The organism is Imbroritus primus, assembly GCF_964332355.1.
In the GTDB taxonomy this organism is placed as follows: Bacteria; Pseudomonadota; Gammaproteobacteria; order Burkholderiales; family Burkholderiaceae; genus Imbroritus; species Imbroritus primus.
The window spans coordinates 940998-954836 of record NZ_OZ201293.1; the positions used below are offsets into that span (position 1 = coordinate 940998).

Sequence of the window (13839 nt, forward strand, 5' to 3'; positions counted from 1 at the left end):
GAGCAGACTAATGAAAGCAGGAATCTATCGTTTGATGGGCATCGTTTCCAGTGTTGCCTTGTGCGCTGCCAGTGGGGTGCACGCGCAGACTTACCCGACCAAGCCGATCCGGATGGTGGTGCCATTCTCGGCTGGCGGACCGACCGATGCGATGGCGAGAGATCTTGCCTTACGCATGACGACTGAACTCGGCCAGCCCGTGGTGGTGGAAAATCGTCCGGGGGCAGGAGGCAACATCGGTGCGGAGCTTGTCGCGAAATCCGCGCCTGACGGCTATACGCTGCTGTTTGCAACGAATGGCCCGCTTGCAGGCAATCCGAGTCTGTACAAGAATCTCGGCTACGATCCCATCAAAAGTTTCGCACCGATCACCAATTACGCCATCATCGGCAATATTCTCGCGGTACACCCCAGCTTTCCAGCACATACCCTGCCGGAGCTGATGAAGTTGCTTAAGGCCAATCCCGATAAATACAGCTATGCTTCAGGTGGCAGCGGCACCACTCAGCATTTTGCGGGCGAGCTGATGAAATCCATGGGCAATGTGAAGATGGCGCACATTCCCTATAAAGGCGAGGGTCCGGCGGTCGTCGACACTCTGGGCAATCAGGTGCCGATGGTCTTCTGCAATTTCTCGTCTTGTCTGCAGTACATCCAATCAGGACGGCTGATCGCGCTCGCTGTGACATCGCCTAAGCGCAATCCGGCATTGCCGAACGTCCCTTCGATCGCCGAGGTACTGCCAGGCTTCGATATGCGCGCCTGGTATGGCCTTGTCACGGTGGCTGGTACACCGCCGGCGATCATCAAGCGCCTGAACGAAGTGGCCGTCAAGATCATCAGCTCCCCGGAGATCACGGCGAAGATCCGCGCCTATGGTGGCGAGCCGCGACCCAGTTCGCCGGAGGAGTATGGCCAGTTCATCCGTTCGGAAGTACAGAAGTGGGATCACATCGTCAAGGTGAGTGGCGCGACGGTGGACTGATTGGACTGATCGGCAGCATGCCTTTCCGCCATGCCGGCGGGAAGGCACCAGACGTACTGCAACGGCAAACGGCTGTTTGCCGTGAGACCAAAAAAAGAGGCGCTGTATGCGCCTCTTTTTATTGCGGGTGGATCACATGGAAAATCAGTCCAGGCGGATATTCGCCTTCTTGATGACTTTGTCCCACTTCTCGTACTGGTTGTTAATGAAGGTGCTGAACTGCGCAGGCGTCTGCGGAAACGGCACCGCCCCCTGGCTGGTCAGCTTTTCGCGGAACGCCGGCTCTTTCATTGACGCCGTGATTTCCGTATTCAGGCGATCCACGATGCTCTTGGGCGTGCTGGCCGGTGCTGCCACGCCAAACCAGGCGGTCAGTTCATAGCCGGGAACGGTTTCCGCCACGGTCGGTACATTGGGTAGCTGTTCGGAGCGGGTCGCCATCGTCACCGCCAAGGCGCGGGCCCGGCCATCGCGTGCGATGGGCAGGGCGGTCGGAATGCTGTCGAACATCATGGTCAGGCGGCCGCCGACCAGGTCGGTCATCGAGGCCGGGCTACCCTTGTACGGTACATGCGTGATGCTGATGCCTGCCATGTGGGCAAACAGTTCGCCAGCCAGATGGGCCGACGAGCCATTGCCGAACGAGCCGTAGGTGAGTTGGCCCGGCGATTTCTTCGCCAGTGCGATCAGTTCCGCAACGTTGCGGGCCGGTACGTCCGGATGGACCAGCAGCACATTCGGCAGGTAGGCCACGCCGGCCACTGGTGCGAAATCCTTCAGCGGATCGTAGCCCGGCTTTTCATAGAGGCTCTTGTTGACCGGTAGTGTGCCAAAGGTGCCGAACAGCAGCGTATAGCCATCCCCCGGCGCGCGTGCGACGGCTGCGGCGCCGATGTTGCCGCCCGCGCCGGGACGGTTATCCACGATCACCGTCTGATGCAGCCGTTTGGACAGGGAGTGGCTGATTTCGCGTGCCAGTTGATCCGTGATGCCGCCCGGCGGGAAAGGCACGACGATACGGATCGGCTTGTCCGGGTAGCCGGGACTGGCGGCCGCTGCGCTGGCGACGGTCATGCCGAGCGTCAGCATCACGCCGCAGGCCAGTCCTCGTAGTCGGTGTTGCATGTGTGATCTCCTGTGATGTCATTGGGCGCCCCCAATCCGCAAGCACCATGCCAAGGCGGAACGGCTTGCGGCGGGCTTCCCTGAAAAGCGCGATCTTCGCCGTCAGGAGCGCATTCTGCCATTCCTGCCGGGCGGTATGGCGCCGCGCTGCCGCCGTACGTGCGGCATGGCTTGTGCGCCGGATGGCGCGCTGTGCAGTTGTCGTACACACCATCATGTAGTCGCGGTGGACAGTCTCCCTGTGCAGAACCGCGCGAGCACGCCTGCCGCATGCCTGCCGTCCCGCCGGTATCACGCAGGCTGCTCCGTGCGCGGCTTGGGCGTACGTGACGGAAGACGGAATGGCATGCCTCCGGTAACACGCGTTGGCATGGTGCTTGCGATGACAGCCTGCATTCCATTCCTATTGATCGCCATGAACGTTCTCAACAAACTGCCATTGCTGCCGTATGCCGCAGGACAGGCCTTTCTGCAGGGCATCACCGTACTGGATCTGACGACATCGATTGCCGGTCCCTATGGCACGCAGCTGCTGGCCGATCTCGGCGCAGAGGTCATCAAGGTCGAAAAGCGCGACGGCGGCGACGATGCCCGCCAATGGGGGCCGCCGTTCCTGGACGGCGAATCGCTGTGGTTCATCAGCGCGAACCGCAACAAGTCCAGCCTGACGCTCGACCTGCTGCGCGAGGAAGGCCGGAAGATCCTGCACGATCTGGTGCGCCAGGCCGACGTGATCGTGATGAACACGGCGGTGCGCGTGCAGACCAAGCTGGGCCTCGACCACGAGACGCTGCAGGCGCTCAACCCGGCGCTGATTCACGCGTCGATTACCGGTTTCGGCCTGGGAGGCGCCGGCGCCGACCTCCCATGCTACGACCTGATCGCCGAGGGCTATGCCGGCATCATGGATCTGACGGGCGAGGCTGACGGCCCGCCGCAAAAAATCGGCACGCCGGCTTCCGATCTGCTGGCCGGGCAGGATGCCGCGCTGGCGATCCTGGCGGCGCTGTTCCGGCGCCAGCAGACCGGCAAGGGCACGCGCATCGACATCTCGATGGTCGCCAGCTCCACGCGTTTCATGGCCTCGCGCATCGTGCCGTACCTGGGCTCCGGCACCGTGCCCAAACGCTCGGGCGGCACCGACTCGGTCCTCGCGGTCTATCAGGTGTTCGATACCGCGGATTATCCGATCACGCTCGGCCTTGGCAATGATGCGATCTGGCAGCGTTTCTGGAAGGCCGTCGGCCAGCCGGAGTTCGGCGCACGCGCAGAGCTCGATTCCAATACCAAGCGGTGTGCGGCCCGCCCGCAGGTCGTTGCCGCCATTGCAGAACTGCTGGCCACACGGTCTCGGGCCGAATGGCTGGCGCTGTTCGCCCAACACCGAATTCCCGCCGGCCCGATCAACACCCTCGAACAACTCGTCGACGATCCGCTACTGCAGGCTGACCAGATGTTGTTCAACGTGCAGGGGCCGGCCGGTCCCGTGCCGCAGGTGGGACTCGGGATTCGTTTCGACGGCGGAAACGCAGTGGCCCGTCGCGCACCGCCGATGCTGGGAGAGGATACCGAGCGGATCCTGCGTGAGCGTCTGACGATGTCGGATGCCTGCATTGCCGCCTTGAAAAACATGGATGTGATCTAAACAGGAGCCAACAGTGAGCTACGAAGAAATCATTTACGAAGAAGATGGCCCGATTGGCACCATCACGCTGAACCGCCCGCATGACGGGAACATGTTCACCGAGAAGATGTGCCATGAGATCCGCGACTGCATCAACGCCATTCGCCGCGAGACGCGTACGCGCGTGATCGTCATCACAGGCGCTGGCGACAAGTTCTTCTGCACTGGCGGCCGCAAGGACGGCATGGAAGATACGACGCTGTATGCCGGCGTGCTGCCGACCCTGGAGATGTATGAAAGCATCGATCGCCTGCAGAAACCTGTGATCGCTTCGGTCAACGGCTTTGCCGTGGGTGGCGGCAATGTGCTGCAGGTGGTGTGCGACGTGACCATCGCCAAGGCATCCGCGATCTTCCGCCAGGTGGGCCCGATGGTTGGCAGTTTCGACGCCGGATACGGTACCTGGTATCTCGAAGACCTGGTCGGCAAGAAGCGCGCGAAGGACATCTGGTACCGCAATCCCAAGATGACCGCGCAGGAGGCGCTGGACATCGGTCTGATCAACAAGGTCGTGCCCGATGACCAGCTGCGCGAGGCTACGCGTGCCTATGCGCTGGAAATCGCCGAGCGCGGCGCGTTTGCCCTGGCATCCCTCAAGGGCGCCTTCAATGCGCGCCACGGCGGCGTCAGCGGCCTGTCGCGCATGGCGCACGACCTCCTGCTGCGCGGCTATCTCGACACGGCCGAACACGACGAACTGGCCGCCGCGTTCGCGGAACGCCGGAAACCCGATGCATCGAAATTTGGACACTGATCCGCAAGGCCCGTTCATGCAGAACATCCTGACCTTACACAATCCCCAGAACGCCCGTGATTACTACCTGTCGGGCATCTGGCAGCAGGAGACCCTCTACACGCTCGCGCGGCGCCACGCACGCGAGCGGCCGAGCGCGTGCGCCCTGCGCGATGCCACCACGCGCCTGAGCTGGAGCGAAGTGGTCGACTGGGTCGACAGCGTAGCCGAGGCGCTGCACCGGCGCGGGCTCAAGCCCGGCGATCGCGTCGGCGTCTGGCTGCCCAATGTCGTGCATACCGCCATCGTTTTCCTGGCCTGTTCGCGCAACGGCTATGTCTGCTGCCCGTCCCTGCACCAGAACTATACGGTCGACGAAATCTGCACGTTGCTCAACCGCATCCAGTGCCGGGCGCTGTTTGCGATGGAAGGTTACGGCGCGGATGCGGATCGCCAGTCGATCTTCGAGCGTGCGCGCGACATTCCGACGTTGACGGCAATCTTTTCCCTGACCACCTATCGCGGCCAATCCGTCGATTTGCCGCCGCAAGCCCGTGCGTTCCCGGATCGCCAGCGCCCGTCGGCGGTGGCGGCGCCCGATCTCAATCCGGACAAGATCGTGTACCTGGCCTTTACCTCGGGTACGACGGGCTTGCCGAAAGGTGTGATGCACAGCGACAACACCCTGCTGACCAACGGCCGCGCGCTCGTGGCGGACTGGGGGCATACCGCAGATACCAAGCTGCTGACCCTGAGCCCGATGAGTCACCATATCGCGACGGTGGGCATGGAGCAAATGCTCGTGGCAGGCCTCGAGCTGGTGATGACCGATCTCAGGCGCGGCGAGCATTCCCTCGACTGGATCCTGGAAACCGGCGCGACGTATGTCATGGGCGTGCCCACACATGCCATGGATATCCTGCAGGCGGTGCGCGAGCGCGGGCTGACCGCGCTGGGCGATGTCCGCACGTTCTACATGGCAGGCGCGGCCATTCCGCGCGAAGTCGCGGAAAAGTTCGTGAGCCTGGGCGTGACGCCGCAGAACGTCTACGGCATGACGGAGAACGGTTCGCACAACTACACCGTGCCCGACGATACGCCGGACACCATCGTGTCGACATGCGGGCGCGCCTGCCGCGGCTACGAGATCCGCCTGTGGAAACAGGACAATATCAACGAAGAAGCTGCCATCGGCGAGGTCGGCGAGATCGGCGGGCGGGGCGGAGTGCTGATGCTAGGCTACTTCAGCAACCAGGTCGCGACCGAGACGTCCTTCAACGTGCATGGCTGGTTCATGAGCGGCGACCTGGGAATCATGGATGAAAACGGCTGCCTGCTGATTGTCGGCCGAAAGAAGGACCTGATCATCCGGGGCGGGCACAACATCCATCCGGCCCGCATCGAAGAGCTGGCGATGCGCCATCCCGGTGTGGAGCGCGCCGCGGCATTTCCGGTGGAGGACGAACGCCTTGGCGAGAAAGTCTGCCTGTCGGTGATCCCGAGAAGCAATGCGAGCGTCGACCCCGATGGCCTGCTGAGCCATCTCGCCGACAGCGGCCTGTCGAAGTACGACATGCCGGAATTCTTCCTCAGCCTCGAGAAATTTCCATTGACGGCAAGCGGCAAGATTCTGAAGCGCGAGCTGGTCGAGATGACGCGTGCCGGCAGCCTCAAGCCGCAACCGGTGCGCTACAGCGGCAGCGCTGCGCGGGGGGCGTGATATGGCAGTCGAACTTTCTTTCGACGGGCAATTCGCGGTGCTGACGCTGAACCGGCCCGAGGCGCTGAACGCTCTGCGCTTCAGCATGCTAGAGGACATCGCGCGCGCAGTCGACGCCGTTGCTGTCTCGCCCGCGCGTGCGCTGGTCGTGACGGGTGCGGGCCCGAAAGCATTCTGCGCCGGCGCCGACATCAAGGAACTGATGGATCGTGACATCCTGGCCCAGCGACGTGGTGCGGAACTGGGTCAGAACGCTTTCGCCCGGCTCGCCGCACTGCCGATTCCATCCGTGGCCGTGATCCATGGCTATGCCTTCGGTGGCGGACTGGAACTGGCTATGGCCTGTACCTTCCGGATCGCGACTGCGCGCGCCAAGATGGGCCTGCCAGAAATCAAGCTCGGCCTGATCCCTGGCTATGGGGGCACGCAGCGCTTGCCACGTCTGGTGGGAGAGGCACGCGCCAAGGTACTGGTGATGTCGGGGCGGACGATCGATGCCCTCGAGGCGGAGCGTATTGGCCTGGTCAGCGAGATCGTCGAAGGCGACGATCCCGTCGCGCTGGGGCAAACCTATCTTGTGCAATTCACAGCCTTCAGCAAATGCGCTTCGCTGTTCGCGCGGGAGGCGGTCGAGCGTGCGATGGCCACACCGCTGGCGGAAGGGCTGCGCATCGAATCTGATCTGTCGACGCTGGCTTACCAGACACAGGACGCCGAAGAGGGCATGCGGGCCTTCGTCGAGAAACGCACACCGGAGTTCAAAGATGCCTGATCCATCCAAAGGCTGCGTCGTCGTCACTGGCGCCAGCCGTGGCATTGGCGCTGCCATTGCCACTACGCTGAGCGCCAGGGGCTTCCGGGTGGCATGCCTGTCGCGCACCGGAGCGTTGCCGGAAGCCGGCGCGCCGCTGCAGGCGCGCATGTTTCCGCTGGCGTGTGACATTACCGATGCGGCATCGATCCGTGCGGCATTCGAGACGCTGAGCGAGATCTGCAGCGAACCGCTAGTAGGGCTGGTCAATAACGCCGGCCTGCATCTGCAAGGCAAATCGGCGTCATTCCCGGTCAGCGATTATGAGCGGGTCATGACCACCAACGCTACTTCGGTACTGGCAGTGAGCCAGGTAGCCTATGCCGCGCTCGCACGCGCGGAGGGCGCGCTGATCGTCAACATCGGTTCGTTCTTCGACAAGCTGGGGGTGCGGGGCAATGTCGCGTATTGCGCCTCGAAGGCAGCTGTCGGCGCGATCACGCGTTGCCTGGCCGTGGAGTGGGCGGGCGATGGCATCCAGGTCCTGAATGTAGCACCGGGCTATGTGGAGACGGACCTGAATCGCGAGGAGATGACGCAGGGTCCGCTACATGCTTTCCTGCAGAAACGCATTCCTACAGGCGGACCGGGTGCGGTGGAAGATGTCGCGCAACTGGTTGCCTCGCTATTCCTGCTGCCGGGGCGTTTCCTGACCGGGGAAACGCTGTACATCGACGGCGGCCAGGGCATGGCTCTTTAACCGGGAGGCGAAATGAATATCCTGCAACGGCTGGACGCCAGCCTGTCCCTGTCCGGCGAAGAGAGCATGCTGCTCGACAGCGTCAGGGCCCTGTGCGACGAACAGATCGCCCCGGCTGCGGCGGAACATGACCGCTCCGGTGCGTTTCCCTGGAAAAACGTCGAGGCCATCAACATGCTCGGGTTGAACGCCATGTTCATTCCTGAGGAGTATGGCGGTGCGCCGCTGTCGTATACCTGCTATCTGGCATGCGTGCGCGAAATCGCCAAGGCGTGCGCTTCGACGGGCATCATCTGGGCGACGAATTTCCATGCCATCAAGCCGCTGATCGAGTATGGCAGCGAGGCGCAGAAGCAGCAGTTCCTGCCGCGTATCGCGGAAGGCGCGCTGGGGTCGCTGGCCATCACCGAGCCGTCGGCGGGATCGGATGCACTCGGCATGCGCACGACCTTCACGGAGGATGGCGACGCGATCGTCATCAATGGCAGCAAGACCTTCATCACCAATGGCGATGTCGCTGACCAATATCTGCTGTTCGGCAAATGGGCCGGCATCGACGATCCGCGCAAATCGATCTCGGTACTGGTGCTGGAGAAAGGCACGCCAGGCCTGTCGGTGCTCGGCACCGAGCACAAGATGGGTACGCGAGCCTCGAGTACGGCTTCGCTGGCATTCGAGAACTGCCGCGTGCCGCGCTCTAACCTGATCGGAGCGCCGGGTGATGGCCTGCGCATCCTCTTCGGGTCGCTGAACCGCTCGCGCCCCAGCGTGGCGGCGCATGCGCTTGGCATCGCGCGGGCCGCATTCGAGGATGCCGTGGCCTATGTCAACGAGCGGCGCCAGGGTGGGCGCCGTATCGTCGAGTTCCAGGGCGTGCAATTCATGCTGGCCGATCTCGCATCGGAACTGGCGCTGTGCGAAAGCTGGATGTGGCGCATTGCGGCGATGGTCGATGCCGGCGAGAAGGATTTCGGCATCGAAGCCTCGGCGCTGAAGTTGCGCGCCACCGATGCTGCCATGCGCATCACAACGGATGCGGTCCAGCTGCTCGGAGGTTATGGCTACTGCAACGACTATCGCGTGGAGCGCCTGATGCGCGACGCGAAGATTACGCAAATCTGGGAAGGGACCAATCAGGTGCACCGGCAGCTGATCGGCAAGAGCTTCCTCATCAAGTAAGGACCATCACGTGGCTGATATTCAAACCATTGGCATCGCAGGTGCCGGGACCATGGGGGCAGGGATTGCCATTGTCGCGGCACGCGCCGGCTTTCGTACCATCGTATACGACACGCGCCAGGACGCGCTGGACAGGGCGCGCGGCCAGACTGAAGGTTTCCTGAAAAAATCCGTCGAGCGCGGCAAGCTGGCTGCCGATGAACTCGAGCGCATCATGGGCCGCTGGGAAGGCACCAGGCAACTCGAGACGATGGCGCAATGCGACCTGATCATCGAGGCGGTGTTCGAGGAACTCTCGGTCAAGCATGCGCTGTTTTCGGCGCTACATGCGGTGTGTCCGGCGCATACGCTGTTCGCCTCCAATACGTCGACGATTTCGATCACCGAGATCGCGGGTGGCTCGGGCCGTCCGGACCGCTTCGTCGGCATGCATTTCTGTCTGCCCGCCCAGCTGATGAAACTGGTCGAGATGTCGCCGGGGATGGAAACCAGCGACGATACGTTTGCTCGTGCCTGGGCATGTGCGGAGCGCATGGGCCAGAAGCCGGTGAGGACACTCGATACGCCGGGCTTCATCCTCAACTACTTCCTGATTCCGTTCAACAACGATGCCATCCGTCTGGTGGAACAGGGTGTGGCGGAGCCTGCCGATATCGATGTCGCCATCAAGACCGCGCTCGGTTATCCCATGGGGCCGCTGGAGCTGCTGGATCTGGTGGGCATCGATACGCAGAAGCTGTTGTGCGAGGCCATGCATGGTCTCACCCATGAAGCGCGCGCTGCCTGCCCGCCGCTCGTGCGCCGCATGATTGCCGCCAAGCGGCTGGGCAAGAAGACCGGCCGTGGTTTCCACGTTTACAACGATTCCAAGATGTTCGGGGCCTGACCATGTCGTACACCATCATTGCCAGCGGCGAGAGCCGTTCTTTTCCGGTTTCCCATACCTTTCTCGAGCAGGCTGGCGCTAGCGGGCCGGGTCTGGTGTTCATCGGCGCCGGCGCTGGCCAGGCGTTTTGCGCGCATGGCGACACATCTACTGCATCGTTCGTGGCGATCGAGCTGGGCATGGAGTGCCTGGGCGTGCATACCGGTGAGGGCCGGGGCCAGGAGGGCTCGAATGTCGTCGGCTTTGCGCGCTTCCGTCTGGGTGAGGCAGCGCCGAGCGATCTGATCGAACTCGTGCGCCAGCCGGGTACCTCGGCGCATGCGCTGCAGGCAGCGCAGGATGCATTCACCGCCGCCGGCCTGAAGGTCGCGGTATGCAACGATTTTCCCGGGCGTATCGTCAACCGCCTGGTGCGGCCCTATTACAACGCAGCCCTGCGCCGGCTGGACGAGAAGCTGGCCACGGCCGAGGATCTAGACAAGACCCTGTGCCTGGGCCTGGGCTATCCGGAAGGGCCGATTGCGCTGCTGGAGCGTACCGGCTTGGAAGATCATTTTGCCACGACGTTGGCGTTGTACGAGGCGCTCGGTCAGGCCGATTACGCGCCCGCACGCCGTGCCTGCGTCGCAGCGGAACGCAAGCGCCGGGCAGCCGCATGATGCAGCCATTGCAGGGAATCAAGGTCCTCGATTTCAGCACACTGCTGCCTGGTCCGCTGTGCACCTTGCTGCTGGCCGAGGCAGGGGCCGAGGTGCTCAAGTTAGAGCGTCCGGTGCGCGGCGACGAGATGCGTGCCTATGCGCCGAAGGTCGGAGCGGACAGTGCCAATTTCGTGCTGCTGAATCGCGGCAAGCAATCGATTGCGCTTGACCTCAAGGCGCCGAATGCCGTAGTGCGGCTGACGCCGCTGATCCGCGAGGCGGACGTGCTGGTCGAGCAATTCCGGCCGGGCGTGATGGCGCGCCTGGGTTTGGGATACGAAGCCGTTGCGGCGATCAATCCGCGTCTGATCTATTGCTCGATCACTGGCTATGGACAGGATGGTCCCGATGCCCAGGAGGCTGGGCACGACCTCAACTATGTCGCCAGCAGTGGCATGCTGGCGATGTCCGCGCCAGCAGGACAGATACCTGCGTTGCCACCGGCCTTGATAGCGGATGTGGCAGGCGGCGCGTATCCGGCGGTCATCAATATTCTGCTGGCCTTGCGCCAGCGCGACATGACGCAGAAAGGCACGCATCTCGACATCGCCATGGCCGAGAACCTGTTCACGTTCCAGTACTGGGGGCTGGGCAACGGCTGGTGCGGGAACTGGCCTGCGCCAGCGTCGGATCTGGTGAATGGCGGCTCGCCACGGTACCAGGTGTACCAGACGGCGGACGGCAAGCATCTGGCGGCGGCGCCGATCGAAGCCAAGTTCTGGAGCAACTTCGTGGCCTTGATCGGGCTGGATGAGACACGGCTGGCTGCGCTCGCACCGCAGGATGTGATGACGGCCGTGGCGCACGCCATTGCCGCACGCAGCGCGGACGAATGGATGAAACGCTTTGCCGGGCATGACGTCTGCATCGCCAGGGTGGTGAGTCTCGAGGAGGCTAGCCGGCATCCGCACTTCGCGGCGCGCGGGGTATTCGAAGCGCGTATCGGGACGACCGGAGGCGCACACATTCCAGCCCTGCCAGTGCCTATCGCACCAGCGTTTCGCGGCCCGGAGACCGTGCGGCGCGCCCCCGGGCTTGGCGAACACAACGATCTTCTTCGAGCAGTCAATACAACGGGAAACGCTCCACTCCAATGAAAGCCATTGCCATTCACGCGTATTGCGAACCAGCGACGCTGACGCTTGGTTCCTTGCCGGATCCGGTTGCCGGGCCGGACGACCTGCTGATCGAAGTCCGCGCGGCCTCGGTGAATTTTCCCGACTTGCTGGTAGTACGCGGCCAGTATCAGTTCTCACCACCGCTCCCGTTCGCACCTGGCAAGGATGCCGCGGGCATCGTCCGTGCGGTCGGCACCAATGTGTCTGAGTTCAAGCCCGGTGACCGCGTGGCGGCGCAGGTCGAGTACGGGGCGTATGCGGAAATGGTAAAGGTCCGCGCCTGCGACTGTTTCCACATTCCCGACAGCATGCCGTTCGAGGACGCTGCAGCGATGGGGCTCGCGTACCAGTCAGCCTACTTCGCCCTCATGGAGCGCGGTCGCTTTCAGCCAGGGGAAACCGTGCTGGTGACCGGTGCAGCAGGCGGTGTCGGTTCGGCCGCGGTGCAGATCGTGCAGGGCCTGGGCGGCAAGGCGCTCGCTGGTGTACGGCATGCGGATCAGGTGCCGTTTGCGCTGGAGTTGGGCGCCTCCGCGACAATCGATCTGGCGGTACCCGATCTGCGCAATGCGTTACGGGCTCAGGTGCATGGGCACACTGCGGGGCGCGGCGCTGATGTGCTGATCGATACACTTGGCGGAGATGTCTTTGACGCGGCTCTGCGTGCCATGGCGTGGAGCGGGCGCACAGTGGTGGTGGGGTTTGCATCGGGCCGGATTCCGGAGATCAAGGCCAATTACCTGCTGGTCAAGAACCTGACAGTCAGCGGTATGCAATGGACTGATTACCATGTGCGCACCCCGCAGAAGATCCAGGCGGCCCAGGCGGAGATTTTCCGCTTGTACGACATCGGCGCGCTCAAACCAAATATTGCCGGGGTGTTCCCGCTGACTCAGGCTGCACAGGCGCTGAAGAGGCTTGAACAAGGGCATGTTTTTGGGAAATACGTATTGCGAATTAAATAGTTTAGGATCGATTTATCCTCCTCTAGCCATACGCAATGACGCTTGTGTCCCAGTATCTTGATGTTGCCTCGATTAACCCAGGGGCGGCCTATTCTCACCCCGACACAGCATCGCCTCCATCGTCGAGTAGCGTCAGATCTGTCAGGCGAATCTCTGACTTCTCGCGCACGCACAACGAGCTTGCCACGCATTTGTGCTATCGCGAGGAATTAACGGTAATCCAAGGATGTGGGTGGAAAATACGTGACGCCGGTAGCTATGGCGTTTCCAGTAATTCGCCTGGCCCATGGATCACATGCTCCACACCATCAAAACGGCTACCGCCAGCGATGCGGAATGTAGCGTCCTTGATGATGCGCAACGCAGCGTCGGGTGTAATAGTCTCAAGCGCAGAATCGCTTGTTGGTGCCCTATAGTACCGACCTGAGCAAGAGAATGCCTCATATTCAAGGAACGCACGCAGCCAAGGCGTGCTGCACTTACCACAACGCAGCTTGCTGAGCTCCCAATCGCGATCCGTCACGCCGATGTCGGATTTTTCGGCCCAGGGAATCTTGAAGCCAGGAGAAAAGCATTGGCAAGGGGTAATGTTCATCTCAATTCCATTACACAGGATCGGGCTTTCATCAACGGTTACGTCAAGGGGCGGGTGAGCGCCGCGAAGTTGATACAACGAAATAGTGCAATCTTTTTGGCACCGACGACATGAAACAGATCAGCTCAAAGAGATTATCGCGACATCGCGTCATAAATACCCTGCCGAATGCAATGCTTGCTTCAATCGCATCCGGCTGGAGGCTCGTAGTTGTTGAAGCCCCAGTTTTCGCGCCATCGCGTAATACACCGCTTCACCTTCTGTTCCCTGATTGATGATAATTCGGGCCAGCGAAGCCAATTCCGATAGGCTGATTTCATCGGCCGCCCGCACGCTGTCCTCATCGGCTGGTGCCCGGAAAGGAGGTTCCGTTGCTGAATCAATATGTTCGGGCCAGTAGAATGTCCCGATCTCTTCGTCGGTCGTCCGATAGCGACGCCGAGCGAGTTGAAAGACGCGCTCGCGGATGCGTCCGCCTGTGCGCAGCCAGCCATGGGCGCGAGCGATTCGGCGAGCCAGCAAGGCGTCTACATAGTTGCTAGCAACTCGGATCGATTTCATTGCTTTCCTTGAAGAGAGATGTGGGGAAAGCTCAATACTACCAAAATGGTAGTAAATTGTGTTGGCTAGCACATGA

At 62.1% G+C, this 13839-nt stretch carries 14 protein-coding genes; 11 read left to right on the top strand and 3 right to left on the bottom strand.

All coding sequences use genetic code 11. From position 1 onward, the window contains the following. Nucleotides 1-10 precede the first annotated feature (10 nt). Nucleotides 11-985 carry a Bug family tripartite tricarboxylate transporter substrate binding protein gene (locus ACQ3C8_RS04275; protein WP_428852583.1) on the top strand — a complete coding sequence of 325 codons (975 nt, stop codon included), beginning with the start codon at nt 11-13 and terminating at the stop codon, nt 983-985. 144 nt (nt 986-1129) lie between these two features. On the opposite strand, the gene ACQ3C8_RS04280 is transcribed toward ACQ3C8_RS04275, so the two are convergent. Next, nucleotides 1130-2110, bottom strand: a complete 981-nt coding sequence (locus tag ACQ3C8_RS04280; protein ID WP_428852584.1) for a Bug family tripartite tricarboxylate transporter substrate binding protein — start codon at nt 2108-2110, stop codon at nt 1130-1132. Nucleotides 2111-2525: 415 nt separating this feature from the next. Here ACQ3C8_RS04280 and ACQ3C8_RS04285 point away from each other — a divergent pair, with 415 nt between their 5' ends. Genes ACQ3C8_RS04285 through ACQ3C8_RS04330 form a run of 10 tightly spaced genes read left to right on the top strand, consistent with a single transcriptional unit; the run spans nt 2526 to nt 12607 of the window. Continuing rightward, nucleotides 2526-3755, top strand: coding sequence for a CaiB/BaiF CoA transferase family protein (locus tag ACQ3C8_RS04285; protein WP_428853028.1), 1230 nt, complete (start codon nt 2526-2528; stop codon nt 3753-3755). A 13-nt stretch (nt 3756-3768) separates the two neighbouring features. Then, nucleotides 3769-4548, top strand: coding sequence for an enoyl-CoA hydratase-related protein (locus tag ACQ3C8_RS04290; protein WP_428852585.1), 780 nt, complete (start codon nt 3769-3771; stop codon nt 4546-4548). 16 nt (nt 4549-4564) lie between these two features. Beyond that, on the top strand, nt 4565-6247 hold the full coding sequence (locus ACQ3C8_RS04295) for a class I adenylate-forming enzyme family protein (protein ID WP_428853029.1): 1683 nt from the start codon (nt 4565-4567) through the stop codon (nt 6245-6247). 1 nt (nt 6248) lies between these two features. Further along, nucleotides 6249-7019 (top strand): enoyl-CoA hydratase/isomerase family protein, encoded by a 771-nt coding sequence (locus tag ACQ3C8_RS04300; protein WP_428852586.1) that lies wholly within the window; start codon nt 6249-6251, stop codon nt 7017-7019. Then, the gene (locus tag ACQ3C8_RS04305) at nt 7012-7758 is read left to right on the top strand and encodes an SDR family NAD(P)-dependent oxidoreductase (protein WP_428852587.1); all 747 of its coding nucleotides are present in this window, start codon (nt 7012-7014) and stop codon (nt 7756-7758) included. The genes ACQ3C8_RS04300 and ACQ3C8_RS04305 overlap by 8 nt, the downstream gene beginning before the upstream one ends. 12 nt (nt 7759-7770) lie before the next feature. Next, the gene (locus tag ACQ3C8_RS04310; protein ID WP_428852588.1) at nt 7771-8937 is read left to right on the top strand and encodes an acyl-CoA dehydrogenase family protein; all 1167 of its coding nucleotides are present in this window, start codon (nt 7771-7773) and stop codon (nt 8935-8937) included. A 10-nt stretch (nt 8938-8947) separates the two neighbouring features. Further along, entirely contained in the window at nt 8948-9823 is an 876-nt protein-coding gene (locus ACQ3C8_RS04315) for a 3-hydroxyacyl-CoA dehydrogenase family protein (protein ID WP_428852589.1), read from the top strand. Between the two features lie 2 nt (nt 9824-9825). Next, the gene (locus ACQ3C8_RS04320; protein WP_428852590.1) at nt 9826-10482 is read left to right on the top strand and encodes a 3-hydroxyacyl-CoA dehydrogenase family protein; all 657 of its coding nucleotides are present in this window, start codon (nt 9826-9828) and stop codon (nt 10480-10482) included. Continuing rightward, nucleotides 10479-11621, top strand: a complete 1143-nt coding sequence (locus ACQ3C8_RS04325) for a CaiB/BaiF CoA transferase family protein (protein WP_428852591.1) — start codon at nt 10479-10481, stop codon at nt 11619-11621. The genes ACQ3C8_RS04320 and ACQ3C8_RS04325 overlap by 4 nt, the downstream gene beginning before the upstream one ends. Beyond that, nucleotides 11618-12607: an NADPH:quinone oxidoreductase family protein gene (locus ACQ3C8_RS04330; protein WP_428852592.1), complete on the top strand. Its 990-nt coding sequence runs from the start codon at nt 11618-11620 to the stop codon at nt 12605-12607. The genes ACQ3C8_RS04325 and ACQ3C8_RS04330 overlap by 4 nt, the downstream gene beginning before the upstream one ends. Nucleotides 12608-12863: 256 nt before the next feature. On the opposite strand, the gene ACQ3C8_RS04335 is transcribed toward ACQ3C8_RS04330, so the two are convergent. Both ACQ3C8_RS04335 and ACQ3C8_RS04340 read right to left on the bottom strand, forming a co-directional pair. Beyond that, entirely contained in the window at nt 12864-13202 is a 339-nt protein-coding gene (locus ACQ3C8_RS04335; RefSeq protein ID WP_428852593.1) for a hypothetical protein, read from the bottom strand. A 150-nt stretch (nt 13203-13352) separates the two neighbouring features. Beyond that, on the bottom strand, nt 13353-13763 hold the full coding sequence (locus tag ACQ3C8_RS04340) for a DUF3320 domain-containing protein (protein ID WP_428852594.1): 411 nt from the start codon (nt 13761-13763) through the stop codon (nt 13353-13355). Nucleotides 13764-13839: the final 76 nt, after the last annotated feature.

What these genes read in the sequence shown, in the direction of transcription:
- ACQ3C8_RS04275 (WP_428852583.1), top strand. Translation starts at nt 11, where the DNA reads ATGAAAGCAGGAATCTATCGTTTGATGGGCATCGTTTCCAGTGTTGCC.
- ACQ3C8_RS04280 (WP_428852584.1), bottom strand. Translation starts at nt 2,110, where the DNA reads ATGCAACACCGACTACGAGGACTGGCCTGCGGCGTGATGCTGACGCTC.
- ACQ3C8_RS04285 (WP_428853028.1), top strand. Translation starts at nt 2,526, where the DNA reads ATGAACGTTCTCAACAAACTGCCATTGCTGCCGTATGCCGCAGGACAG.
- ACQ3C8_RS04295 (WP_428853029.1), top strand. Translation starts at nt 4,565, where the DNA reads ATGCAGAACATCCTGACCTTACACAATCCCCAGAACGCCCGTGATTAC.
- ACQ3C8_RS04300 (WP_428852586.1), top strand. Translation starts at nt 6,249, where the DNA reads ATGGCAGTCGAACTTTCTTTCGACGGGCAATTCGCGGTGCTGACGCTG.
- ACQ3C8_RS04305 (WP_428852587.1), top strand. Translation starts at nt 7,012, where the DNA reads ATGCCTGATCCATCCAAAGGCTGCGTCGTCGTCACTGGCGCCAGCCGT.
- ACQ3C8_RS04310 (WP_428852588.1), top strand. Translation starts at nt 7,771, where the DNA reads ATGAATATCCTGCAACGGCTGGACGCCAGCCTGTCCCTGTCCGGCGAA.
- ACQ3C8_RS04320 (WP_428852590.1), top strand. Translation starts at nt 9,826, where the DNA reads ATGTCGTACACCATCATTGCCAGCGGCGAGAGCCGTTCTTTTCCGGTT.
- ACQ3C8_RS04325 (WP_428852591.1), top strand. Translation starts at nt 10,479, where the DNA reads ATGATGCAGCCATTGCAGGGAATCAAGGTCCTCGATTTCAGCACACTG.
- ACQ3C8_RS04330 (WP_428852592.1), top strand. Translation starts at nt 11,618, where the DNA reads ATGAAAGCCATTGCCATTCACGCGTATTGCGAACCAGCGACGCTGACG.
- ACQ3C8_RS04335 (WP_428852593.1), bottom strand. Translation starts at nt 13,202, where the DNA reads ATGAACATTACCCCTTGCCAATGCTTTTCTCCTGGCTTCAAGATTCCC.
- ACQ3C8_RS04340 (WP_428852594.1), bottom strand. Translation starts at nt 13,763, where the DNA reads ATGAAATCGATCCGAGTTGCTAGCAACTATGTAGACGCCTTGCTGGCT.